The organism is Psychroserpens sp. (genome assembly GCF_034670085.1).
Classification (GTDB): domain Bacteria; phylum Bacteroidota; class Bacteroidia; order Flavobacteriales; family Flavobacteriaceae; genus Psychroserpens.
The window spans coordinates 265854-291315 of the sequence record NZ_JAXMOD010000002.1; the positions used below are offsets into that span (position 1 = coordinate 265854).

A 25462-nucleotide genomic window follows, 5' to 3' on the forward strand; every position below is an offset into this window, starting at 1 on the left:
ATTATTAAGTTCCTCAATTTTATTCTTGTTCGAATCATTTACACAAGAAAACAAGCTAATTAATAGTACGCTTATTACGCATTTGAATAAATATTTTATCATTTTTATGTTTTTGAAAATATTACATTTTGAAAATCTATTTCATTTAAATCTAATTCCTTCAAATGATTCAGTGCCGTTTCCTCACATCGATTTTTTAATTCATCCTTTTCCTTTGTAGGCATTGCTAAAACATTAATTGATTGATACCATCCTTCTTTAAATTGATAATGGTAATGTAGATATTCTTTAACTGGAAAAACAAAGCCATCAATTTTGGATTGAAGTTCTGATATTTTACCATTTATTGAAGTAGTTTCATGCTTAAGCCCATCCACTTTTGAAACCAAATCAGTCTTTTTTGATTTAGCGTTTTTTATTTCTTCTTTTTTTCCCCTAATGAATGCTTTAATTTTATCTACATTTTCATGTTCCTTCATTACAAAATCAAATACTAATCCCCAAATCACATAAACAACAAATCCAGCAAAAATAATTCCCCAAAAATTAACACTTTTAATAGCTATCGTTGGTGAAAACTCTTGACCTAAAATCCTGTCAAATTCAAAAATTTTCTTTTCAATTAAATACGCAAGAATGACATCGAACATAAAAGTTAGTATAAACAATGCTCCTAATTTGAAGTAGGACATTAAGTTTTTACTATTTTGGAACATATGTACTAAATAACCTAAGCCCATAAATACAAAAGGAATGGTTCCCACAAAAACAGCTTCCAGCCAGCCATCTGAAATTGCTTTATTTAAAGCATTGGCATCAAATATAGCCGCAGTTAAACTACCTGTTTCGAAATCCTTGAAAAAAGCCGAATAAGAAGCGGAAATGTAGAATACGAATAGATATATTGTAATTGGAACAAGTAGTATTAATCCAATAAGAAATTGAGCTTTCGGCTTTTTGTCTGCGTCAACACCGTACTTTTCAGGATTAGATTTAACATCAACCATTTGAAATTTAAAACTTTCAATATTAGATTCTATAGTTAAGATTTGATCATCATAAATAGATAATGCTGTTTCACGTTTTTTTAGCTCAGTTTTCTCCCTTTCTTGTTCTTCTTTATAAGGTTGTTTTAGTATTTTTTGTTCATTTAGTTGTTTTCTACAAAGGTTTTCAAAACTATTGTATAGATTTAACAAGCTCACTCCTAAAGTAATTGGATCACCAGATGCTTTAGTAGAGGCTCCATAACCACTTTGATAATAAGTAATTCTCAACTGCTCCCTTGCATCTTCAGTATCAATAACTTCAACGGAGGGTTTACTTTCAGATTTACTTTTCAATTTAAATAAGTTTTTGATAGCTCCCATTATTCTAAGAATTTATGGTTTTAATAATTTCTTCTTTATTAACATTTTTTTTAGCACATTCAAGTAAATAATCAGCTAAATCAGAAATATTTTCATCCAAAAACTCGAATTTTTTACAATACTTTTTTAAGGTTATGTATTCATCTTCAGTCACTTTATTGTCTGCCCAAATCATTACTGCTAAATCATATAAATATTCTACACGCATTTCTAATGATTCAGGAATTGTAGTTTCATGTGATGGATGCAGTAATATTTCATTAAGCTGAGCTTCCGACAAACCTCGTTCTTCAGCAAATCTGTATAACATCTTTAATTCGAGAATATCAAAATTGTCATCAGAAAAAGCCATTTGATAAAGTCTTAGAAAATGGCTTTTTAGTTCGGTTGTAATCATAGTAAAACTGAATTAATTATAATTTTATGCTAATCGTTTTTTGACGCAGCAATCATTGCCATATTCCTAGAATGCATGTCTTCTTTTTCGTTTTTTTCAATTTCGGCAATTTGACTGCTAATAAGCATATTGTGATTACTGATTTTGGTTGGAATATGGAACAAATCAATAATAGCCCAAATACCGATTCCTCCAGCAGTAAACCAATACAAAAATTGCAATCCCCATTTTCCCAAATATGCATAGTGACAGCCTAAAAAGAACCAACATAGATATGCAGTTCCAGATGATTTCATTTTTGATAATAAATAATGTTTATTCATTTTTATATTAATTTTTACATCCGTTTTTATTACACGTAATTCTTTCATAAGTATTCACCCAATGATGTGAATTATCTTTTGTATCAGTTCCGCATCCAGTATTTGTACCTTTCTGTCCTTTATGAACAATTCTCGTTGGTGTGTGTCTTACTGCCATATCTCATTATTTTTATATTCATACATCAAACTTAAAACTATTAAAAAACAATGCCTTACGGTATTCCGTAAGGCATTGTTTAGATGTGTGTAAAATCGATGAAAATATAATATGCTATAATATTCTTATCTTTTTTAAAGTCATTACGGATTAGATTGCATCAATTTATCGTTTCCTACCACGATCTGTATTACATCTGCGACATCTTGAAAGATAGGTTAGTGAAAATTCATATACGCCTCTTGTATTTCCAATTTTAGAGAGGTTCATATCATATGATACTCCGAATCGAAACTCTGTATATTCTAAACCCATAAACGCATTTATTGAGGTTAGCAAATGACTATTATCGTCATTTCGTGCTGGATTAGTAGCGGCTGTAAGACCAATAAGAAATTGATTAACTTGAAATAGTGAGCCAATATCTAAACGATTGTACTGACCTTGTTGCATATAATTGGCTGTCATCATTATACTATACTCATTCAAAAAAGGAAAACGATAATTACCATGTAAAGAGTAAAATATATTTAAAGGCGCCTTTTCTCCTTCAACAAAAGAAATATTAGGTTTATTCAAGTGTTTTACAGAGGCTCCAAACCAAAATGTACGACCATTAATTTCTTCTTTTTCAATAACAAAACCAGTAGAGAAATCGAGGAAGTAGCGACTAGCTGTATTATTACTTAATGGATCAACAGAAACTGGATTAATGACACCTGTATTAATATTTATTTGATCAGCTAAAGTAAGATTTCGAAAGCGGTTACTTTTATTTCCAACTCCTACTTCAATTCCTGGTCTAAAAAACCAACCACCATCTAGATTAACTCGATGAGCATAATTAGCATTTATCTGAAGGTAATTATAGTTGCTGAATGATTCATACTGCCAGACAGCATTTACGCCTACTCCAAAGCCAAGACTAGGTCCATAATCAAAAGATTTATTTACAAATGCATATTGTGTTGTTAAATTTAAGTCTAAACTTGGCCATTGTAATCGACTTAAAACACCTGCATAAATTCTTTCGTTATCCTCGAAACCAGAAAACCCTGGATTCAACGTTTCTTGCACATAATTAGACTGGGAAAATATGGGGTCTTGCGCTTTTGCTTTATATACGATTACGAAGAGTATTATAAATAGTATAATTCTTAATTTCATAGTAGGTTATTTAATAAATACAAAAGCGCCTTGTTTTTCAATTAAGTCTTCATAAAACGTACTTGCTTTAAACGTGTAATAATAATTTCCATTCTCTGCCTCCTCATCATTAATCTTGCCATCCCAACCTCTGATATCATCTCCAGATTCTGAATAAACTAAACTTCCCCAAGTATCGTATATATTAATTTCTAATTGATTAAGTCCAATGTATTCTGGACCAAAATAATCATTAAGACCATCTTCATTTGGGGTAAAAGCATCAGGCATAATGAGTTTATAACCTTTTTCAACAATGAGTGTAACTATGTTAGTATAAACACATCCAAATGGATAAGTTACAGTTTGAGTTACTACATAATTTCCAACTTGCAAATAGGTATGTATTGGGTTTTCTTCACCTGAGAAACTACCATCTCCAAAATCCCATAACACACTAACGTAATCACCTGTAGCTGTATTTGTAAATTGAATAGGATCTTGAATTGCAAAAATCCCATAATTGACAGAACCAAATGAGTCGACATCAAAATCTGGATCTCCCAAAACTGGTGTTTCTACATTAAAACTGAAATTTGTAGTACAGCCCATACTATCTGTAACTTCTAAGATGACTAGTCCGTTTTCATCAGTAGTCATCAATTCATTATTTAAGCCACTTACAGTTCCGCTCGACCAATTAAACATAAAAGGAGGCACTCCTCCACTTGCTAAAGCAACAAATGTTTGGTTAACTGTTTTTGCTTCACAATCTACCTCAGATTGCGTATCAACCTCAAGTACCAGAGGTTCAAATCTATCTACATCCCAATTTCCTTCAATTTCACAACCATTAGCATCGGTCACGATAACCGTATAATTATTAGGAGGAATGTTATCTAAATTTTCTGTTGTAGCACCATTAGACCAAGTTACACTGAAAGGAGGCGTTCCTCCTTCTATTAATAAATTAATCGCACCACTATTAGCCTCATCACAATCGAGAGCATTAGTTACATTTGCAGACACTTCAAGTGGTAATATATTAAATATGGTAAAACTATCTTGAATAGTACATGGCTTGCCATCTGTTATTGTTACAGAATAAGAGCCTGGAGCCAAATTATTGCGCTCTACTCCTGCTGAGGGATCATCATCCCACACAACAGTAACGGGATCTATTCCGCCTTGAAAGTTTAGCACAATACTGGCATCGTTTTCTCCAGAACAAGACATTTGAGTTACTATTGGATCTATTAAAAATAGAGGAGGTTCATCAATAACAATAGGAAATGACCTAGAACAATCTTCGGCATCAGTAATTGTTATTGTATAGATTCCTCCAGATAAATTAGTTTGACTGTACCCTGTTCCGAAATTACTCCAAGCAATGGAATAAGGAGATACGCCTCCAGCTATGTTGTTGATTGTTATAGATGCATCATTATCGCCATAACATTCAATTTCTGTTGCGGTTACATCTATTGTAATTTCATCATTTTGTATGATAACAACTTCTAAAGTATCTGTACAATTAGACGCATCAGTTACTTCAATCTGATAGGTTCCTGCTGATATATTATCGATATTTTGGTTTGAGCTTGTAAACCCATTTGGTCCTGTCCAACTAAAGCTATAACCTGGGCGTCCACCGATTGTATTGACTGTTATATTTCCAGTGGATTCACCAAAACAAAGTACATTTGTTTGAGTATCTAAGGCAACCTCTAAAAGAGGAGGCTCTACAATTATAAAGCTTTGTGTTATTGGTCCGCAATTATTAAAATCTGTTGCCGAAATTTCGTAAGTACCAGGACCAAGATTCGTTACATCTTCATCTGAAGAAAATGGAAGTCCGTTTAAAGTCCAACTATAGGTATATGGCAAAGTACCACCTTCAACAGAAACGCCTATTGATCCATCATTAGCATTAAAACAGGAAATAGTCTCTGGATCAAAATCTATGGCGCCAAACACTAATTCTTCAGGTTCGATAATGGTGAATAATTCTGAATATGGACAACCTCCATCATCTTCTATATTTAAAGTATAATTACCAGCCTCAAGATTAAAGATATCTTCATCTGTACTCGAGAAACCATTTGGACCTGTCCAAGTTATATTATAAGCATTACCATTAGTGAATGGTACACCACCAACTATGGTAATGTCAATAGATGCATTGTTGGATTCATAACAATCGTTGTGTGTAGATATTGCAGTTACTGAAATAGATGGATTAACCGTTACAACCACTTCAAAATCGGCTCCTACACAATCACCTGATGTTGGTGTTATAGTATAAGTTGCAGTTGCAGGATTTGTAGTTGTATTAATTAACAGCTGAGAAATAGATGTCGTATTAATTAATTGTTCCATTGCGCCTGAAATACTTCCAGCTGGATTTACTATTGGTGTTGTCCATGTATATGTTGTATTTACAGGTACAATATCTCCATTTGAAGCGTCAGGAATGTATTCGAATGTATTATCACTACAAATTAAAAAGTTAGCATTACTAATGCTTGGTGTTTCATTGATGATGATTTCTGAAACTTCAGAAATAATTTCTGAACAACCTCCCGAACTTAGTGTAATTATACAATAGTAATACATTGTTCCGACGGTATTCACCATTGGACTATAAGACGAAGAAGTCTCTCCTGTAATTGGAGTTCCCGAAGTAACATCGTTAATAGTGTTCTCGAACCATTGATAAGTTGGTGTACCAGTACCATTTGTGTAAGACACAACTAAATCAGCCGTAGTTTCTCCTAAACATAATTCATCTGATAATGGTTGACTCGAAAATTGTGCTGCTGCGGTAACCTCAACTTCACCTAATAAACTTGTGACTTCACAACCAGATACATCTTGAGTAATGATACAATAATAAAACAAAGTTCCAACCGCAGTTGTTGAAGGCGTAAAGACATTAGATGTTGCACCTGCGATCAATGTTCCTCCAGCGTTAGTATTGGTTGTGTTTACATACCATTGATATGATATATTACCCAATCCATTTGAAATTGTTACTTCTAAATTATTAGGGATTGTGTTTTGACATAAACTTTGAAATGCTTCTGGTTGTGTGGTTACTATTGGGTCATCTACAACTATAACTTGAGCAATATCACTTATTAAGTTTGAACAACCACTCGCTCCATAATTAACTTCAACATAAAAATAATAGGTTCCAGATACCATAAAAATTGGTGGCGTAAACGTAGCGTTTGTCGCCCCTGGAATTAGTGTTCCGCCAGAATTGCTATTTGTTGTATTACTATACCATTGATAAGTTGGAACACCTGCTCCTCCAGAAACCAATACAGATAATTCTTCAGCGAGACCACCAACACAAAAGGATTGCGTATTAATAGGTTGAGTATCTATTTGAGATACTTCTTTTACTTCAATTAATGCTGAATCAGATATAATTTCATTACAACCTCCAGTTGAAAATGTAATGATAATATAATAATACGTATCACCTACCATATCTGTTGGAGGAGAAAATGTTTGCATAGTAGCACCAGCTATAGCTGTACCCGTAGATGTATTGTCAACCGTGTTTTCATACCACTGATAAATTGGAGTTCCAGAACCTTGATAAGACACTGTTAAATCAGGTGTAGTTCCATTAAGGCAAACCTCATCTGGTATAGGTTGTACCGTTATTATAGGAGCTGGTTCTACAATGATTTCAAAATCGACAGGAGCTCCAATACAATTTCCAATTTGAGGTGTTACGGAATAAATAAGTGAAATTGAAGCATTTGTTGTATTTATTAAAGTTTGTACTGGTATTTGATCGGTTGATCCAGAAGGCAAATAACCCGTTAATCCTGCAGGACTATTAGACGACCAAGTATATGTTGTAGCAGTAATATCAGACATTAAATCAATGGCAACCGCATCAGCACCTGAACATATGGTTTGTTCAAACATCGTATTCGTTATTGAAGGAACTGGAGATAATATAAAGTCTTCATCATCTATAGTGGTGCCGCAACTATTGGTAACTTCTAGACTCAATATGTAAGTATCAGCTGTATAAAATTCAATTTCAGGTAATTCTGAATTCACATTAGTACCATTAACAAATTCCCAATCAATAGGCGACGATCCAATATCTATACTCCAATTATAAGTAACACTAGGTCCACAATTATCAACTGTAGCTGATGGCGTAATAATTGAAGATGTTTCACAAAAATCGTCAATATCGTTTATTGAGACTACTGGTGGTGCTTTTACAATTATTTCCTGTGGCGCACTAGATGATGTCCCACAAGAATTTGTCGTTTGCAGAACCAATTCATAAGTTCCTGGATTTATAAATTCTATGTTTGGGTTTTCAGAATTAGAATCGGTACCATTGATAAAATTAGCTCCACTTGTTGTTCCACAAAAACTTGCGGTATAATTAATTACCCAATCATAAGTTGGCACATCGCATTGATCTGTTAAGATTGTTGTGTTATTTAATACAGTACTAAATGGTGCGCAATCTTCATTATTGGTTGACGTAAATGTTGGGTTTAAAGGTGGTTCAATACAGACCACTTGAGTAATAGGGTCTGTTACTCCACAATAATTTTCAGCATATAATGAAATTGTATATGTCCCTGATGCTGTATACGTATGAACTGGCTCAAAATCAGAATACGTTGTTCCATCACCCATATCCCAAAACCAATCTACGTCTGTACTACAACCTGGATTATAACCAGTACTAGACGTATTATCTATTAGAATATTTTCATTGACACAAGCGGAATTTCCAGCATCAAAACTCACTTCTGGCTTTTCCAGAATGGTAATTGGACCTGCCGTTAAATTAGAAGTGCCACATGATGTTATAATATCTAAAAGCACCGTATAACTTGAGTTTGGACAATTAGATTCGGTGTAAGCGTGTGGTATTGGATAATCTGTAGAAGCTGCCGGATCAGCACTGTTATAATATGTAGACCCTTCTAATTCACTTTGGGTTAAAACGAAAGTTGTTCCATCTCCAAAATCTATATCATAAATTGTATCAGGAGGATTTAAACCCCAATTACTTACGGCAAACTCCAGTGGAACTATAGGCGCGCACAAATCTACTGTAGAACCAGGTGTTACTATACCTCCTGTTGGATTACTAGAATTTTTTATTGTATACGAAATTTGTGATTGACAACCATTGGTACCTACAGCACTAATTACCATATTAAATGATCCTAGACTTACATAAGTATGAGAGATAGGAAACGATACATTACTTTCTGAATTTCCATCGCCCCAATTAATAGCATATGACGTCACACAGCTATCTGAAATTGATGTATTTCCAACCGAAATAGTATATGCAACCTCTACAGCATTACAATTCTCAAAAGGCACACCAAATCCAGAATCAAGATCTTCAAAACTAATATTTGGTTTTTCTTTTATGGTTATGGTTTGTGTTTCAGTAGTTGACAATCCATTGTCATCCGAAACAACTAATGATACATTAAAATTTTGCGTTCCACATCCCAATGCCTGAAACACATGATTTGGGTTTTGTTGTGTAGATGTTGAACCATCTCCAAAATTCCAAGCATAATCAAAAGGCCCATCACCAGTTACTGTAGAAACAAAAGACACAGTTTCTCCAGAACATGCATTAGTATTAAAAGTGAAATTTACTGTTGGTGGAGCAAACAAAGTAGATTCATTTTCAGACACAACGTTAAAAGCAAGAGCAGTGCTGACTATAATAAAAAAGAATACTCTAAAGTAGGCGTATTTTTTATTCCCCATAATTAATTGTTTGCTAATTTCAAAAAACAATTTATGCATTTATATGTTAATTAAACAATTAACTGTAAGCATTTTAGACAAAATCAAATTTAAATCGACAAAGCAGTTAACCTATATAAAGTTGGAAAGCTAATACAAAAAACAAATCTGTAAAATACCTAGTGCTGGGTATTTTACCACCCTAAAAACCCTATGTTAATCCAAAATATTTTGTAATTATCACTAAATGCATGGCATTGTTTGCCATAAATTGTTAGCGACCTTTATATAATCTTTTTTTATGCGAGGGCTTTCTGAAAACAATTTAATTCTGTTTTAATGTTAGTCAAGTTTTACACTTGGCTCAATTTCCCTCTCTTGAATGATGATATTCATCATTGTTTGGATTCAATTGATTTGAGTGATTGTCTAAATCATCTTGTGTCGGATCATCTTTAAATTTTTTCATTTTTCGATTATTTTGAAATATTAATTAATCATTACTTAGGTTGAGTCTTAAACTCACCAATTATGACATTAGTTAAACATACCCATATAAGTCATTAAAGCTAAACTTGGCAATAACAGCCATAAAAAAGCTAACTTAATGATCACTAAGGATTTATCTTGTTTAGTCAAAATAGTTTGTTTTTTTTACTCACCTAAATGAATCTAACCTTTTTACTTTTCTGAAACTGTGAACTTAAATAAAACAGAGGCACTCTGCTAAGACTGCCTCAATAAAATATACATTAATACGTATTAAAACAAGGTACTTATCCCTATAAGCGCAATGACTAGTCAAAAATACTTGTTACAGTAGTAACTTTTTTACTGTTTCCCGTAACGTGTTGGATATATGTTAGATTAAATGAGCCCTAAATCTTTTGCAGTAGCCACCAAGTGTATAACGTTATTAGCTTTAAATTGTATGCGAAGTTTATTTAAGCGCTTTTCAATAGAGCTTAAACTACAAGGCGTTATTTTACTTTTTTTCAACTCTTTACTAATTTCATCTTGAGACAAGCCTTTAGATAACAACTTAAGCAATTGAATGTCATAATCTTCAATCTCCAAATCAACTCTAGGACTTAAAGCACCAGAAACCTGTGGTGACAAATAAAGCTGTCCTTTAGATACAGTTTCTATAGCTTCTTCCAATTCTCTTGAACCTCTGCGGTCTTTACAGACATAAGCATTAATGTTATAATTTTTAACAAGTTGTCGTACTTTTTGAAGTTGATCTTTCATCGAATAAACAATAATGGGCATCAAAGGAAACTCTAGCCTTAATTTTTCAATTAGATCTTCTCCTGAATCAAGATCCACATTACGATGATCCCTTTTAAACGATAAATCTGTAATAAGCAAATCATATCTTATCTCATCCAATTCAGCTCTTTTAATTTTCAAATAGGCTTCATCACAATATTGAGATCGTTCAACAGATTCAACATTTGATTTTGATAAAATTTGAGCAATACTAGATAAAATAGCATCGTGATCATCATTAATTAAAACTTTCTGAAACATTCCTAAATACTGATTTTAGTTTTAAACCCTTTACTTGGTTCCGTTTCAAAAATAATTGTTCCATTAATAGATTTAATACGGTTTTCCGTATTTTGAAGACCATTACCTTTCCTTAAAGCACTACCGATACCATTATCATTGTAGCTAATGTTGAGTTTCTTCTTTTCTTTTTGGAAAACAAGAAGCACAATTGAAGCTTGACTATGTTTTTTCATATTAATTAATAACTCTTGCAACACTTTATAAATTGTTATTCTATGAATTTCAGGAAGTAAATCCCAAGAGATATTAGTTAATCCTTTTACAATAATATTAGTATCACAGTCTTGAAAATTTTCTATTAACTCACCCAAATATTCCTTAAAAGGATAATCACTGTTTACAGTTCCGTGTTCTTTAGAAATATCTCTTGTTCTAGAATATAAGCTACTCAATTCGTTAATAATTTCCGTATCAATTTGATTTTCATGTTCTAATTTTGTCATTAATTGATATACATCATTTGCAACTTCATCATGAATTTTTTTTGAAATTCTAGATTCAGTATTATAGACTTCATGAAGCCTTTCTTTTTTATGTTTTGTCCTCATATAGAAAACAATGAAAATGGCAGATAATAAAACTAATATCCCGAAAAACAAATAGGACGCTTTTAGTCGTTTCTGTTTTTCATTATCTAACTCAATTGTTTTTATTTTAAGTTCATTTTCTTTTACAAGACGTTCTTGTTTTTCTAAAGCATATTTTTTAGCTGCATAATTGTTTTGAACATTTAAGTTTGCTTCTTGAATACTATCTACTAGCTTTGTATAGCGCTGCACATTATTACTTGGATTAAGCTGCATCAATACAGTTAGCGCTTCTATTTCTAACGTAGTGTTACCATGCAATCGTGCCAATTCATAAGCACTTTCCGCATAACGATTTGCGTTTATTAAATCTCCTCTATCTTGGTAATACTCAACAAACTTTAAATGACTATCAAATATGCCCTTCTTATAATCAACTGATTTTCTTAATACCAGTGCCTTTAAAAGGCTATCTAAACCAGAAGACAGTTTCATTTTCGACATAGTCATTCCAATATTATTCAATGACCTTGAAACCTTAATTGTATTATTAATAGCCAAATTGGTTTGATGTACTCTAGTGAATACTTCTAAAGCTTTTTGATAATTAGCTTGCTTATAGTATATAAATCCAATATTATTTAAAATAGAATTAAGTCTTTTTGGGTCTTCCTGTAATTGAAGTGCTCTATTACAATATTTCAAAGCACTTGAATAATCTCTTAATTCAGTATAAACTCGTCCCAAATGATTATTTACCCCAACTCTAGATTCATTTGTGATAGAATCATTTATTTTAAAATTATCTATAAAATTAAGTGCTAACACTGCTGTAGATTCACTCTCATGTATTAGCCCCAATTCATACTGAATTATTGCTATATATCTTAAATCATGAATTACATTTAAAGTATCATTCTTTTTTAAACTCTGTATACTCCGCTGTTTGAAAAATGCATAAGTATTTGTAAGGTCATTACTAGTTTTAGATCGTATTGCTAATTGACTATAATAACTTAAACTATCAATTGACTTAACCGCTTGTGCATTTGAGCCACAAAAAGGAATCAATATGAAAGCACAAATAATAAAATAAAAAAAGAGGAATGAATCCTTTGTTGTATTCATTCCTCAAAAATATAATTATTTTTCAGTAATCTACTATCCTCCTGTATTAGGATCTGGTGGTGGTGGAGGTGGTGGAATATGTTCCCCTTCATCACAACATGCTTGTGACTCCACTTTATCAACAATGTTCTCTGGTGTGCAAGATGTGTAATTTACTCCTATAAATAGTAAAGCAAATAAATACGCTAATTTTCTCATGATTTTTAAAATTTTGCAAAAAGATGGCTGTCCGAGAGTTCTCAGAATTTGTTAAAAGGCATCCTTTCAGATTATACTTCTGTTATTTTGGGAAGAGGAAAAGTGTATTGTAATAACCAAAAATTGCTTCCCATTTTCAACAATTAGAATATTACTTTACGGTTTTCCGTATGAAACAATATTGTACATTAGCTATGTTAACTAATTATAACTTTATTGATTCTGAAACAAATGAATGAAGAAAACTTAAGAGCTATTGGAATTGGTTTGGAAAGGTTTAGGAAAAGATTTTCCTAAAAACTTCCAGTTTCAATAAACATATTTAAAGAACTATAGATCAGCACTATGAACAAACTATTAATACTAAAAGCCTTTGAAAAAGCAAGAAAAAAAAAGCAAGAAAAAGGAATAAAAAAACCTTCACTGACAGATCTTGCAGAAGAATTATCAAATTTTATTGATGAAACCGAAGGTTTTAAACTTGGTGAACGAAGTTTTAGAGATTATTACAATGATGCTAATAAATTAATAGGAAAAAGCAATGATATTAGCATTAAACAATTAACAGTTATAAATGGTCTTTGCAAATACTTAGAATTTGATAATTATCAAAAATTTGCTGAAAGTATCGATAAGGAAAAAGAAAAATCTAGACAAGATAAAATTAGAATTTTAGTAAAGAAAAATAAAGCTGTCATTATCGCAATGTCTATTTTAATAATTGGATTTATTGTTTATAACTCAGTTACAAGACAACGCTGGATGATCTGGGAAAAAGATCACTATAAAGAAGTAAAATTTGATGCAGAGAAATATGATCTTAATCAATTGAAATTGTATAAAGAAGAAAGGATAAATACTTTCAAAAAAGTATCAGTTATATGCAGCAAAACTAAATTCTTTAATGAGGATGGTAGTGTTAATGTTTGGTATGGAAAAAATAAGAATAAGAAATTAGAATATTTTACAACATTAGGATTACACCCAGAAACAGGAAAAACACTTAAACCAATTACACAATATATGATTGACAAATATATTTGTGATTAGATTATGCTAATAATCTCCATCCATTTAAATTGAAAAATCAAATTTTTATCATAAATTTGGTTAAGATTAATTACTAATAACAAGTGAACACAAAACCGAACACGTTTTGGAACACGATTAAGAATACAGTGAATTTTTAAGCGACTCAAAATCAATTGATTACGATTTAAAAAAGCTACTTGTTTAAAATTCATAACCCAGAGGTCACGAGTTCAAATCTCGTTCTCGCTACAACAATGAAAGTCTTGTGCGAAAGTGCAGGACTTTTTAGTTTATAGATTTGATTTAAGTAAAATAATTACTTTCACCGATACAGAATAAATGAAACTAATTTGGCAGCTTATTTTAAATCAAAATGTAGTCTAATTCATATTTCAATTTTCCCTCTTAAACTTTCTTTAATCCAATAAGATAGTAATCATTACCTTTAACCATTCATACATAGTAAAAAATTGCATTTAGACGACTATTTTCGCTTAAAAAAATTTTATCTAGTAATTTCGTAGACTTTCTAAAAATTAAATTAATCATAATATTTCAATTTACTTTTGAAGTTCTAGTTGATGGATTTAAACTTATGAAAAAATTGTACTCAAGAATACGATCAACTATTGTCTTTATAGTTTTATCTAGTACGTCTTCGATTACAAAAAACATAGCTAAATGAAAAACATTATCCTACTCTGTCTAATTTTATCCTTTACAACTCTGTTTGCACAAGTTGGAGTTGGCACAACAGACCCTAAGGCTACATTAGACATAGAAGGGAATCCTACTGTAACAACACAAACGGATGGCATAATACCTCCTAGAATTTCTCGCTCTGCTCTTATTAATAAAACAGGTTATGGTGCAGACCAAGAAGGAACAATAATTTATGTAACCAACTTAAGTGGAGTAAATAACGCTCAAACCAATAATATCACAAAAATAGGTTATTACTATTTTGACGGAACGGTTTGGAATAGCATGACTTTTGATAAAGACTATGGAGATATAAAACAAGGATTTCAAACTTCTGACCATAATGGTTGGGTTTTATTAGACGGTAGAGCAGTAACCTCATTAACCGCATCTCAAATAACACGAGCAATTTCATTAGGTTTTGGGACAAATCTGCCCGACGCAACCAATGCGTTTTTAGTGCAAAATGGCACAGGATTAGGAAGTGTTTCAAGTAGTAATACTAAAACAATAACTCAAGCCAATCTTCCTAATTATAATTTACCTGCAGGTACAACCAGTAGTGATGGATTACATTCACATACTAACAATGTGACTAATACACCAGGAAACTTCACTCTATTAAGACTAAGTATTACAGGTCAATCTGTAACAGGTGAATTTTTTGATCAACCTGGCAGTGGATTTGAACCAAACATTTTTAATAATACTGGCACCTTAACTATTGATGATGGTGGAGATCATTCTCATTCCGTAAATGTTTCAAGTGGCGGAAGTGGTACTGGATTCGATATTACACCGCGAAGTTTGAGCGTAAACACATTTATCTTTCTCGGAAACTAAACATAAAAAGTAGTTTCTTCATTCTCTCTTAGGACCTTAAAAAATAGGTTTTAGTATTCCATTTTACGACAAAACACCTCATTCTTTCTATACCGTTTTCAACCAAATTGAAGTCAAATTCATAAAATTTTATGCATTTCAACGGTTTTTTATGCATTTTATAGATGTTTATTCGAAATAAACAATATATTAGCCACTTATAATTAACCCAAATTTACCTAAACCTCAAACCTAATGCAAAAAATTACATTCCTACATGTACTAGTTTTACTTATGTTTATAAGTGTACATTCTCAAACAACAGATCTTCAAAAAGCTCAAAATTACATTGAGACTAAAGGAGAAGTTTGCCTAGTATTTAAAGCTAATACTGAAGCGCAAGTTGAAGAAATATCCCAATTCCTTTCTGTTGGACATAAGGTCAACAGGGAAACATTAGAGATTGAAGCCTATGCAAATGCCGAATCATTCCAACAGTTTTTAAGTTACGGCTTGCCTTTCATAGTCAATCAAAGTGACAATGAAATTAGTAATAATGATACCTATGACGTTTTAGCATGGGATACGTCTTGGAATGAATTTCCAACGTATAACCAATATGCAAATAAAATGTCTTACTTCGCTGCAACCTATCCTTCTATTTGTAGTCTACAATCTATAGGAACAACTGCAGGAGGAAGAGAACTTTTTGTATTAAAAATATCTGACAATGTTTCAATAGATGAAGCAGAACCAGAATTTATGTATACCTCAACAATGCATGGTGATGAATTAACTGGATATCCATTAATGATTAGGTTAATAGATTACTTACTTACAAATTACGGGAGTGATACTGAAGTAGACAACCTCGTTAATTCTACTGAAATTTTCATAAATCCATTAGCCAATCCCGACGGCACTTATAGAACTTTCAGCAATGACACACCTATTACCAGTCCTATTAGAGCAAATAGTGCAGGTCAAGATTTAAATAGAAACTATCCAGATAATGCTGCCGGTTTACATGACAATGGTGCTATTTATCAACCTGAAACGAAAGCATTTATGGCTTTTGAAGCTTCAAGAGACATCGTATTATCTGCAAATTTTCATGGCGGTACTGAAGTAACAAATTATCCTTATGATAATACGACTTCAAAACATGCTGATCACGATTTTTATGAGCACATTTCAAACGAATACGCAGTAAATTGTCAAAATGATAGTCCAAATAATTACTATAATGGCGTATCTGGAAGAATAGCTGGCGGTAGCAATCATCCAAATTATATGACAGTAGAATATGATTCTCCAGAAAACCCTTCAAGTCCAGGAGTAACTCAAGGATCAATATGGTATCAAGTTTATGGTGGACGTCAAGATTATATGAATTTTTACAGACACACCAAAGAAATTACTATTGAATTATCATTTGTGAAATTTGTAAATGGTTCTGAACTTCCAGATTTATGGAATTTTAACAAGCAGGCCTTTTTAGATTATATCAAACAGGCAAATTATGGTTTTCAAGGAATCGTTTCCGATGAATCTGGAAATCCTGTTGTTGCTGAAATTTCTATTGCTGGACACGATGCCCTTAATTCATATGTCTTTTCAAATGAAGATCATGGAGATTATTATAGATTAATAAAAGGAGGCAGTTATAATGTTACTTATAAAGCTCCAGGTTATGCGACACAAACTATTAGCGTTAGTGTAACAGATAACACAAAAACCGTACAAAATGTAACAATGGTAGCTTCGACGCCATTACCAATTGCTAATGATGTTACAATTAACACAAACGAAAGTGCTTCATTAACCGCTACGGGATCAGGAACAATTAATTGGTATCAAAATATTGATGATTCCACAGCATTAGCGTCTGGCACAAGTTATAATACTCCAAATTTAACTACAACAACATCCTATTTCGTTGAAGATGTAATTACAAAAGGAAATGTAGGATCAACAAATCACTCAGCAAATGGAGGTCAATTTGCAGGAGGAACTGGTGATCGTTACTTAATTTTTGACGCTACAGAATCTGTTATGTTAAAGGAAGTTACAGTAAATGCTGGACAAACTGGAGAAATGGAAGTTCAATTACAAGATAGTTCTGGTAATATGTTAGATTCAAGAATTATAGTAATAGAATCTACAGGCTTACAACAAATTGAATTAAATTTTATTATACCTATTGGAAATAATTTAAGATTAGCGAGTACTGAAATGTCTTCCGGATTTACCCTTTATAGAAACAATACTGGAGCAGGTACAAGTTACCCGTATACCAATGGTTCAATTACTATAAAAGGAAATAATATTAATAATTTAGATTATTACTATTTCTTCTATAATTGGAACATTGAAGATATCAAAAGTGCGAGAAAAGAAGTTGTTGTGACAGTTGAAGACACACTGAACGTTGAAGAAAACGCTCTTGATGAGGTTAGTATTTTCCCAAACCCTTTTAGTAACTCAATTACTATAAAATTACCTCAACAATCAATAAACGCTAGTATTAATCTTGAATTGTTCGATATTAGCGGACGTTCAATACTAAATATGTCTAATATTAATTTCAATAATGGACAGTTTAAACTAAAAAATACTCAAAATATATCTAAAGGTTCTTATTTTTTGAAAATAACTGATAATGAAACAAATAAGACGATCACAAAACAATTAATTAAACAATAAAACTAAGTTGAAGTAATAAAAAAGACTGAAAATAAAACATTTTCAGTCTTTTTTATTTATCTATAAATCAATAAGTTAAAAATAATTTGTGTATTTCATCGAATTTATTTGCATTTCATGGAGTTTGTGTGTTTATTTGTACTATAAATTAATTAGTCCCAAACTAAAATTTAACCGCTTATGAAAATTTCTACATTACTTCAGGTAAGGTATGCTCTAATGCTTAGCATATTATTTACGACAACATTGTCATTTTCGCAAACAACAGTTGCCTCTCATGGTTTTGAAACTGGTCTAGATGGCTGGACAGATGGTGGATCTAATGCAAATTGGTTTGGTAACGCTGCATGGTCATGTAGCGGATCATATTGTATATATACCAGAGAAAACAATCCAGCAAACAATCTAATGACATCACCAGTCTATGATTTATCAGCATATAGCAGTGTTGATGTTTCATTCTGTGTGAAATTTGCAAATGTTGACAACGGTGAAGGTTTAAGCCTCGAATATTATGACGGAAGTAGCTGGCAAACTTTAAAAACTTATATTAGAAATGTTGATTTTACAACAACTGGTACAGGTTCTAGCTATACGTTCTCATTTAATATAGATAGTGCTTCATATACACTGGCTGCAACCTCACAAATTAGATTCTCAAGTATAGCTAGTGCTAATAATGAATACAGCATGATTGATGATGTACTTATCACAACTCCAGGTTACTGTTCATCTTCAGGAAACACATCATATGATACAGGTATTACAAATGTATCTTTTAATACGATTAATAATTCTGATGGCTCACCAAAGGATAATGGATATGAAGATTTTACATCAACAATTTCAACTACAGTTACTCAAGGTTCTACCTACCCAATTAATGTTAGTGTGGATACTGATGGAGGTTATACTGTTCACACATTCGCATGGATTGATTGGAATCAAGATTTAGATTTCGACGATATTGGCGAGGCTTATGATTTTGGAAGCACAAATACAGATGGTGTGATTACACCAGCAATAACGCCAATAACAATACCATTAACTTCAACTTTAGGCACAACAAGAATGAGAGTGTCTACTAGATATAACACTGATCCAGGTACTTGTTCTACTGGTTTCGATGGAGAAGTTGAGGATTATACAATAATTATTACAGGTGGTACACCTACTCCAGAAATAAACATTACTGGCTTAGGTCAAAATATTATAGATGGTGATACTACTCCTAGCCTTACTGATGATACAGATTTTGGTAGTATAAATGTAAGCGGTGGAACCAATGCGAACACATTTACTATCCAAAATACGGGAACAGCAGCTTTAACTGTTGGTGCAATTACAATTTCTGGAACTCATGCCTCGGACTTTACTGTAACTGCCAGTCCAGCTTCTTTGGTTGCTGCTTCTGGAAATACAACTTTTGATATTACTTTTAACCCAAGTGCAAATGGACTAAGAACTGCTAGTTTTAGTATTGCTAATAACGATAGTGATGAAAATCCATATAACTTTAACATACAAGGAACTGGTTTCACACCAGGTCCAGAAATAAATATTACAGGAAATAGTAATACAATTAATGATGGTGATACAACACCTTCGGTTGCTGATGATACTGATTTTGGAAATGTAAACACAGCTGCCGGAACCAATGTGAATACATTTACCATCCAAAATACCGGAACAGCAGCTTTAACTGTTGGAGCAATTACAATTGCTGGAGCTCATGCCTCGGACTTTACTGTAACTGCCAGTCCAGCTTCTTTGGTTGCCGCATCAGGTAATACAACTTTTGACATTACCTTTAACCCAAGTGCAAATGGACTTAGAACTGCTACTTTTAGTATTGTTAATAATGATGGTGATGAAAATCCATATAACTTTAACCTACAAGGAACTGGCACAACTACAACATATTCTAGTGTCGTAGTATCTGTAGATTGGCCAAGTTGGTCAGGTGAAAATCGTGTTGAAGTCTACAATCCAAGTGGTACTTTGTTAAGTACAATTGACGACGGCTATGACGGAGGTAATAGGGTTTACTCTACTACTGTTCCTATTGGGTGTCTTGAAGATTTAAATAATTATTACATTACAATGTATGATAATTATGGTGATGGATGGAATGGTGCAGCTAATGTAACAGTAACCTCAGGCGGTGTAACTGTGCTAACAAATGATGGTAGTACAACTACTTCAGCTGGTGTTGGTGTAGATGTATTTTTTAATGTGTCAGGTGGAGGTGGAAATGAAATTGAAATTACAGGTAATGGTACTACTATTAATGATGGTGATACTACTCCAGCTGTTGCTGATGACACAGACTTTGGTAGTGTTGATGTAGCCTCTGGAACTAATGTCAATACATTTACAATTAATAATATTGGTTGTTCTGACTTAAATCTAACCGGAACAGGGCCAACATACATTTCAATTACTGGTGCTCATGCTGCAGATTTTTCTGTAACCTCAAACCCTTCAACTCCTATTTCATCGTCTGGAAATACAACATATGACATAACATTCAATCCTAGTGCTACTGGCTTGAGGACGGCAACAATTAGTATTGCTAATGATGATAGTGATGAAAACCCATATAATTTTAATATTCAAGGTACTGGTTTTACTGCAACGCCTGAGATAAATGTAACTGGTAATGGTAATACAATTACTGATGGTGATTTATTCCCTTCAACTACAGATGATACTGAATTTCCGGCGGTAGCTGTAACAGGATCTACCCATACAAATACGTTTACAATAGAAAATACAGGTGCAGCTAATTTAACTGTTGGAGCAATTACAATTGCTGGAGTGCATGCTGGAGATTTCTCTGTAACTGCAAGTCCTTCTTCTTCTGTTGCTCCTGCTGGCTCAACATCATTTGATATCACATTTGATCCAAGTGCTATTGGTCTTAGAACAGCAAATATTACAATTGTTAATAATGATAGTGACGAAAGCACGTATTATTTTAACATTCAAGGTTATGGTATTACTCCGGGAGTTTGTGGTGTAACTGTAGCTTCTTATCCTTATTCTGAAAGTTTTGAATCTGGATTCGGATTATGGTCTCAAGATATTAATGGAGTAAATGATGATTTTGATTGGTCTAGAACCAATACAACAACACCTTCATCTGGAACAGGACCAAGTGCTGCTCACGATGGAAGTTATTATATATTCACAGAAGCCTCAGGAAATCTTAATGATACGGCTCAATTAGTTAGCCCTTGTTTTGATTTAACTGGAGCAACCAATCCAAGATTCACCTTCTTCTATCATATGCATGGTAGTGTAACAAGTGGTGGTACTACTACAAATTACATGGGAGATTTAAACGTTGAAATAAGTACAGATAACGGACTTAGTTATAGTGCGATTTTATTCACACAATCTGGATATACTCAAACATTTACTAATTCATCTTTCATTCCTGTTAGTGTAGACTTAAGTAGCTATGTGGGACAAACTGTTAGAATTAGACTTAGAGGTGATATCGGAAGTGATTCTAGAAGTGACGTGGCAATAGACCTAGTTACTTTAACAGAAAAAGCAACACCTACCCAAGCTCCTGGTGGAGTAACAACAGATTTAGCACTTTGGCTAAAAGCAGATGATGGTTTAAGTTATTCTTCAGGTCAAAATGTGTCGTCATGGGTTGATCAAGGTCGAGGTAGTGACGCAAGAATAAATAATGCTTCACAAGCACCTACATACTTTGATAACACAACTAAAAATGTAAACTTTAATCCAGTAATCGAATTTGATAATTCGTATGGCTCACCAAATGTGGACAGTGATTATTCTCATGACGACACGAGTTCAGAATTTTTATCTGGAGACTACGGTTTTTATACCCAAGAAGTCTTCATTGTTGTAATACCAGATGATACACCTGTTAACCGAACATTTGGTTTTATGGATGTATTCTGTAGTGATTCAAGCCTAGGAACTGCTGCTACTGATGCAACTGGACTTGGTTTTGGAGATTATACTGGTAGAATAAGTAACGAGGTTATTTGTTATGCTTATGATTCTTATGACAATACACCTGGTGATGGATATGGCGTAGCTCAAACTGGTTCTGCTAGTTATACTAATGTTGGTATTATCAATACAAGAAATAATACAGCTAATACGCAACAAGAATTATATTATAATGCAAATGATATTGAGTCTACTCAAAATGATATTGCTGAATATATGAATGCAAACGATTCTAGATGGTGGATTGGACGTAGTGAAGGATGGGAAGCATCTTTAAATGCAAGAGTTGCTGAAGTTATCACCTACTCGTCTAGAAAAGTAGATACTGATTTAACTCAAGAACGTAATAGAATTCAATCGTATTTAGGAATTAAATATGGTATTACACTAGGTGTAAATGGAACAACACAAGACTATGTGAATAGTGATGGTACTGTAATCTGGGATCAATCTGCAAATTCTGGTTACAACTATGATATTGCCGGAATTGGAAGAGATGATGCTTCAGAATTAAATCAAAAACAATCAAGAAGTGTTAATAATGCTTCCGATGGAACTGGTCGTACTGAAGGTATTTTAACTATTGGTTTAACCGATATTTACGACACTAACAACTTAAATCAGTCTGATAATGCTACCACACTAAATGATAAAGAATACTTAGTTTGGGGTAATAATGGTGCTAACCTTAATTTAGCTTCAACTACGGTTTCTGTTAATATGAGTGCAGGAATTACACCTGCCCTTACAACTAATGTAACCTTTACTGCTATGCAGCGTGTATGGAAAGTGGTTGAAAACGGTGGAGATATTCCAACCGCTAAAGTTAGAATTCCTCAAGATGCAATTAGAAACATTACACCTCCTGGAAGTTACTATATGTTTATTTCTAATACTGGTGTATTTGATCCTACTGCAGATTATAGAATTATGACTGATGATGGTAATGGTAACCTTGAAACTGAATATGATTTTGATAATACAAAATACATCACTTTCGGATATGCTCCTCAAGTTATTGTTGAACGTTCAATCTATTTTGATGGTGCTGTTGACTATATTGATATGGAGGATGCTCTTGATTTAAACCCTACTGAATTTACGGTGTCTGCTTGGGTAAAAAGAGATGCGGCTGATACTGGAATAAAATCGATATTATCTAAAAGACCTTCAGCATTTACTTCAGGTTATGACTTAAGAATGTTTGATAACAATCAAGTACAAATGAGATGGAAAAGCCCAGCAAATCAAACACTTACGTCGTCCATAGTTATTCCTGATGATGAATGGCATCATATCGCTGTGACTTTCGATGGAACAACTGGAAAATTATTCATAGACGGTGTCGAAGATGATTCTGGACCTAAAGCTGCTCCTGTTGATACTAATGAATCTTTCTATATTGCCGCTGCTGGTAAAGGAACTCCTGTTCAGCACTTCAGAGGAAATATAGATGAAGTAAGAGTTTGGGATTCAAGCCTTACTCCTGATCAATTAAGATTTATCATGAATCAAGAAATTGCTGAGAATGCAACTTTTACTTCAGGTAAAGTACTACCTACTTCTATTACTAAGAATGATGTTAGTACTATTCCTTGGAACAAATTAGCTGGATATTATCCAATGTCTGTGTACACGTACACAAACACAGAAGATGCCTCTGGTAAAGGAAATCAAGGTGCTTTAAGAAACTTAAACACTGTTGATAGACAAACTGCTCCATTACCATACGAGTCAACTCAAAATGGTAATTGGGATACCCAAAGTACTTGGGCAAATGGTAATGTTCAAACCATTCCTGGAACAACATCAATCGTTAATAATGCGATGACTGTAGATTGGAATATTATTAGAACAAACCATAATGTAACTATTGATGATGATTCTGATTTACCGGCTGGTAAAAATGGAAATAGAAAAGTATTAGGATTAATGGTAGATAGTAATGAGCTTGAGATAAGTGGTATTACTGATGCTACTACTAATACAGGTTACGGACTTACTGTATCTCATTATTTAACTCTCGATGGTACTATTGATCTTGAAGGAGAGTCGCAATTGATTCAATCTGAAGATAGTGACTTAATAGTTGGAGGTACTGGACGATTAGAACGTGATCAACAAGGTACTGCTGATACCTATACCTATAACTATTGGTCTTCTCCTGTTGGTCAAACTGATATGGAAACTAATGAATTTAGATATAACTTAACAAATGTTATGCAAGGTCTTGGCTACATGACTTCAGGTTATAATGGTACAGCCTCTCCATTACGAATTGCAGATTACTGGGTATGGAAATTTGCGAATCTAGCTGATGGTGACTATTCTGCATGGCAACAAATAAAAAGTACTGGAAATATATTGGCTGGTGAAGGATTCACAATGAAAGGTCCTGGTTCTGGTCCATTAACCGATGATCAAAATTATGTATTCAATGGAAAACCTAATAATGGCCATATTGATTTAACCATAAACGTAGGAAACAACTATTTAGTTGGTAACCCTTACCCTTCTGCAATTGATGCAGTAGAATTTATAAATGACAATTTAGGTGTCACAACTGGTACTTTATATTTCTGGGAACATTGGGGCGGAGGAAATCACGTCTTAGGAGATTATCAAGGTGGTTATGCACTAATGAATCTATCTGGAGGTACGCCTGCAGTAACATTAGGACAACCAGTAGCTGGCGTTAGCAATATAGGTACTGCACGAAAAGTGCCTGGTCGATATATTCCAGTGAGTCAAGGATTCTTTGTGAATGCAGATGCTGGTGGATCTATCGTATTTGAAAATGACCAACGTATTTTCCAAAAAGAAGATGGAACGCTTAATGGTGATTCAGTATTCTTAAGATCTAGTAACACTGCAAGTGCTGCAGATGAAACAGAAACTACTGGAGATCCTAGAATGAAATTTAGAATTGGAATTTACACAGTGAATACCATTCAACGTCAATTATTATTAACTATTGACCCGAATGCGACTACAGCTGTAGATCTTGGTTATGATGGTGTTTTAAATGAAACTCAAATGGATGATATGTTCTGGATGATAGATGGTGACAAATACATCATTCAAGGTAGTGATGATGCCGAAATTGACACAACATATCCACTTGGTTTAATTACTGATTCTGATGGCACAAATACAATAAGTATTAACGGTCTTCAAAATGTACCTGATAGTATGGATATTTTTATTCATGACATTGATAATGATACGTATCACAACTTAAGAGAAAGTGATTATGACATTTATCTTACTGCAGGAGAGCATTTAGATAGATTTGAAATGACCTTTAGAGAAGGTGAAGATTCATTAAGTATTGATGACAATGAACTAAGCGCATTAGACGTTTACTATTCAAATGATACTGAAAGCTTAGTGTTATTAAACCCAAATTATAAAAAAGTGAAGTCTATCGAATTATTCAATATTGTTGGACAATCGATTCACACTATAAAAGATATTTCAGAACTGGACTATTCTGAATATGAAGTTAAGAATTTAAGTACTGGAACTTACATTGTAAAAATAAATACTGCAAGCGGTTCAGTATCTAAGAAAGTTCTAGTAAAATAATAGACCCAAATCTACCTTAAACTTAA

General features: G+C 33.0%; 13 protein-coding genes. 4 read left to right on the top strand and 9 right to left on the bottom strand.

Annotated elements, in window-relative coordinates; translation table 11 throughout:
* Positions 1 to 104: 104 nt before the first annotated feature.
* The 9 genes from VOI25_RS05020 to VOI25_RS05060 all read right to left on the bottom strand — a co-directional run bounded on the left by VOI25_RS05020 (position 105) and on the right by VOI25_RS05060 (position 12590).
* Positions 105 to 1370: an ABC transporter permease gene (locus VOI25_RS05020; RefSeq protein ID WP_323787907.1), complete on the bottom strand. Its 1266-nt coding sequence runs from the start codon at positions 1368 to 1370 to the stop codon at positions 105 to 107.
* A 4-nt stretch (positions 1371 to 1374) separates the two neighbouring features.
* Positions 1375 to 1767 (bottom strand): hypothetical protein, encoded by a 393-nt coding sequence (locus VOI25_RS05025; protein WP_323787908.1) that lies wholly within the window; start codon positions 1765 to 1767, stop codon positions 1375 to 1377.
* Positions 1768 to 1796: 29 nt separating this feature from the next.
* Positions 1797 to 2090, bottom strand: a complete 294-nt coding sequence (locus VOI25_RS05030) for a TM2 domain-containing protein (RefSeq protein ID WP_323787909.1) — start codon at positions 2088 to 2090, stop codon at positions 1797 to 1799.
* Between the two features lie 7 nt (positions 2091 to 2097).
* Positions 2098 to 2247, bottom strand: a complete 150-nt coding sequence (locus VOI25_RS05035; RefSeq protein WP_323787910.1) for a hypothetical protein — start codon at positions 2245 to 2247, stop codon at positions 2098 to 2100.
* A gap of 165 nt (positions 2248 to 2412) precedes the next feature.
* Entirely contained in the window at positions 2413 to 3414 is a 1002-nt protein-coding gene (locus VOI25_RS05040; protein ID WP_323787911.1) for a PorP/SprF family type IX secretion system membrane protein, read from the bottom strand.
* Positions 3415 to 3420: 6 nt separating this feature from the next.
* Complete coding sequence (locus tag VOI25_RS05045; RefSeq protein WP_323787912.1) at positions 3421 to 9183, bottom strand: PKD domain-containing protein; 5763 nt, start codon at positions 9181 to 9183, stop codon at positions 3421 to 3423.
* A gap of 846 nt (positions 9184 to 10029) precedes the next feature.
* Entirely contained in the window at positions 10030 to 10695 is a 666-nt protein-coding gene (locus VOI25_RS05050; protein WP_323787913.1) for a response regulator, read from the bottom strand.
* A 2-nt stretch (positions 10696 to 10697) separates the two neighbouring features.
* A complete protein-coding gene (locus VOI25_RS05055) occupies positions 10698 to 12392 on the bottom strand; it encodes a tetratricopeptide repeat-containing sensor histidine kinase (RefSeq protein WP_323787914.1) in 1695 nt (564 codons plus the stop codon).
* Between the two features lie 33 nt (positions 12393 to 12425).
* The gene (locus tag VOI25_RS05060) at positions 12426 to 12590 is read right to left on the bottom strand and encodes a hypothetical protein (RefSeq protein WP_323787915.1); all 165 of its coding nucleotides are present in this window, start codon (positions 12588 to 12590) and stop codon (positions 12426 to 12428) included.
* 345 nt (positions 12591 to 12935) lie between these two features.
* Here VOI25_RS05060 and VOI25_RS05065 point away from each other — a divergent pair, with 345 nt between their 5' ends.
* The 4 genes from VOI25_RS05065 to VOI25_RS05080 all read left to right on the top strand — a co-directional run bounded on the left by VOI25_RS05065 (position 12936) and on the right by VOI25_RS05080 (position 25436).
* Positions 12936 to 13640, top strand: coding sequence for a hypothetical protein (locus tag VOI25_RS05065; protein WP_323787916.1), 705 nt, complete (start codon positions 12936 to 12938; stop codon positions 13638 to 13640).
* 663 nt (positions 13641 to 14303) lie between these two features.
* Positions 14304 to 15167 carry a hypothetical protein gene (locus tag VOI25_RS05070; protein WP_323787917.1) on the top strand — a complete coding sequence of 288 codons (864 nt, stop codon included), beginning with the start codon at positions 14304 to 14306 and terminating at the stop codon, positions 15165 to 15167.
* Positions 15168 to 15401: 234 nt separating this feature from the next.
* On the top strand, positions 15402 to 17852 hold the full coding sequence (locus VOI25_RS05075) for a M14 family zinc carboxypeptidase (protein WP_323787918.1): 2451 nt from the start codon (positions 15402 to 15404) through the stop codon (positions 17850 to 17852).
* A gap of 180 nt (positions 17853 to 18032) precedes the next feature.
* Positions 18033 to 25436: a choice-of-anchor D domain-containing protein gene (locus tag VOI25_RS05080; protein ID WP_323787919.1), complete on the top strand. Its 7404-nt coding sequence runs from the start codon at positions 18033 to 18035 to the stop codon at positions 25434 to 25436.
* Positions 25437 to 25462: the final 26 nt, after the last annotated feature.

What these genes read in the sequence shown, in the direction of transcription:
- VOI25_RS05065 (WP_323787916.1), top strand. Translation starts at nt 12,936, where the DNA reads ATGAACAAACTATTAATACTAAAAGCCTTTGAAAAAGCAAGAAAAAAA.
- VOI25_RS05080 (WP_323787919.1), top strand. Translation starts at nt 18,033, where the DNA reads ATGAAAATTTCTACATTACTTCAGGTAAGGTATGCTCTAATGCTTAGC.
- VOI25_RS05050 (WP_323787913.1), bottom strand. Translation starts at nt 10,695, where the DNA reads ATGTTTCAGAAAGTTTTAATTAATGATGATCACGATGCTATTTTATCT.
- VOI25_RS05045 (WP_323787912.1), bottom strand. Translation starts at nt 9,183, where the DNA reads ATGGGGAATAAAAAATACGCCTACTTTAGAGTATTCTTTTTTATTATA.
- VOI25_RS05035 (WP_323787910.1), bottom strand. Translation starts at nt 2,247, where the DNA reads ATGGCAGTAAGACACACACCAACGAGAATTGTTCATAAAGGACAGAAA.
- VOI25_RS05070 (WP_323787917.1), top strand. Translation starts at nt 14,304, where the DNA reads ATGAAAAACATTATCCTACTCTGTCTAATTTTATCCTTTACAACTCTG.
- VOI25_RS05025 (WP_323787908.1), bottom strand. Translation starts at nt 1,767, where the DNA reads ATGATTACAACCGAACTAAAAAGCCATTTTCTAAGACTTTATCAAATG.
- VOI25_RS05040 (WP_323787911.1), bottom strand. Translation starts at nt 3,414, where the DNA reads ATGAAATTAAGAATTATACTATTTATAATACTCTTCGTAATCGTATAT.
- VOI25_RS05030 (WP_323787909.1), bottom strand. Translation starts at nt 2,090, where the DNA reads ATGAATAAACATTATTTATTATCAAAAATGAAATCATCTGGAACTGCA.
- VOI25_RS05075 (WP_323787918.1), top strand. Translation starts at nt 15,402, where the DNA reads ATGCAAAAAATTACATTCCTACATGTACTAGTTTTACTTATGTTTATA.
- VOI25_RS05020 (WP_323787907.1), bottom strand. Translation starts at nt 1,370, where the DNA reads ATGGGAGCTATCAAAAACTTATTTAAATTGAAAAGTAAATCTGAAAGT.
- VOI25_RS05055 (WP_323787914.1), bottom strand. Translation starts at nt 12,392, where the DNA reads ATGAATACAACAAAGGATTCATTCCTCTTTTTTTATTTTATTATTTGT.
- VOI25_RS05060 (WP_323787915.1), bottom strand. Translation starts at nt 12,590, where the DNA reads ATGAGAAAATTAGCGTATTTATTTGCTTTACTATTTATAGGAGTAAAT.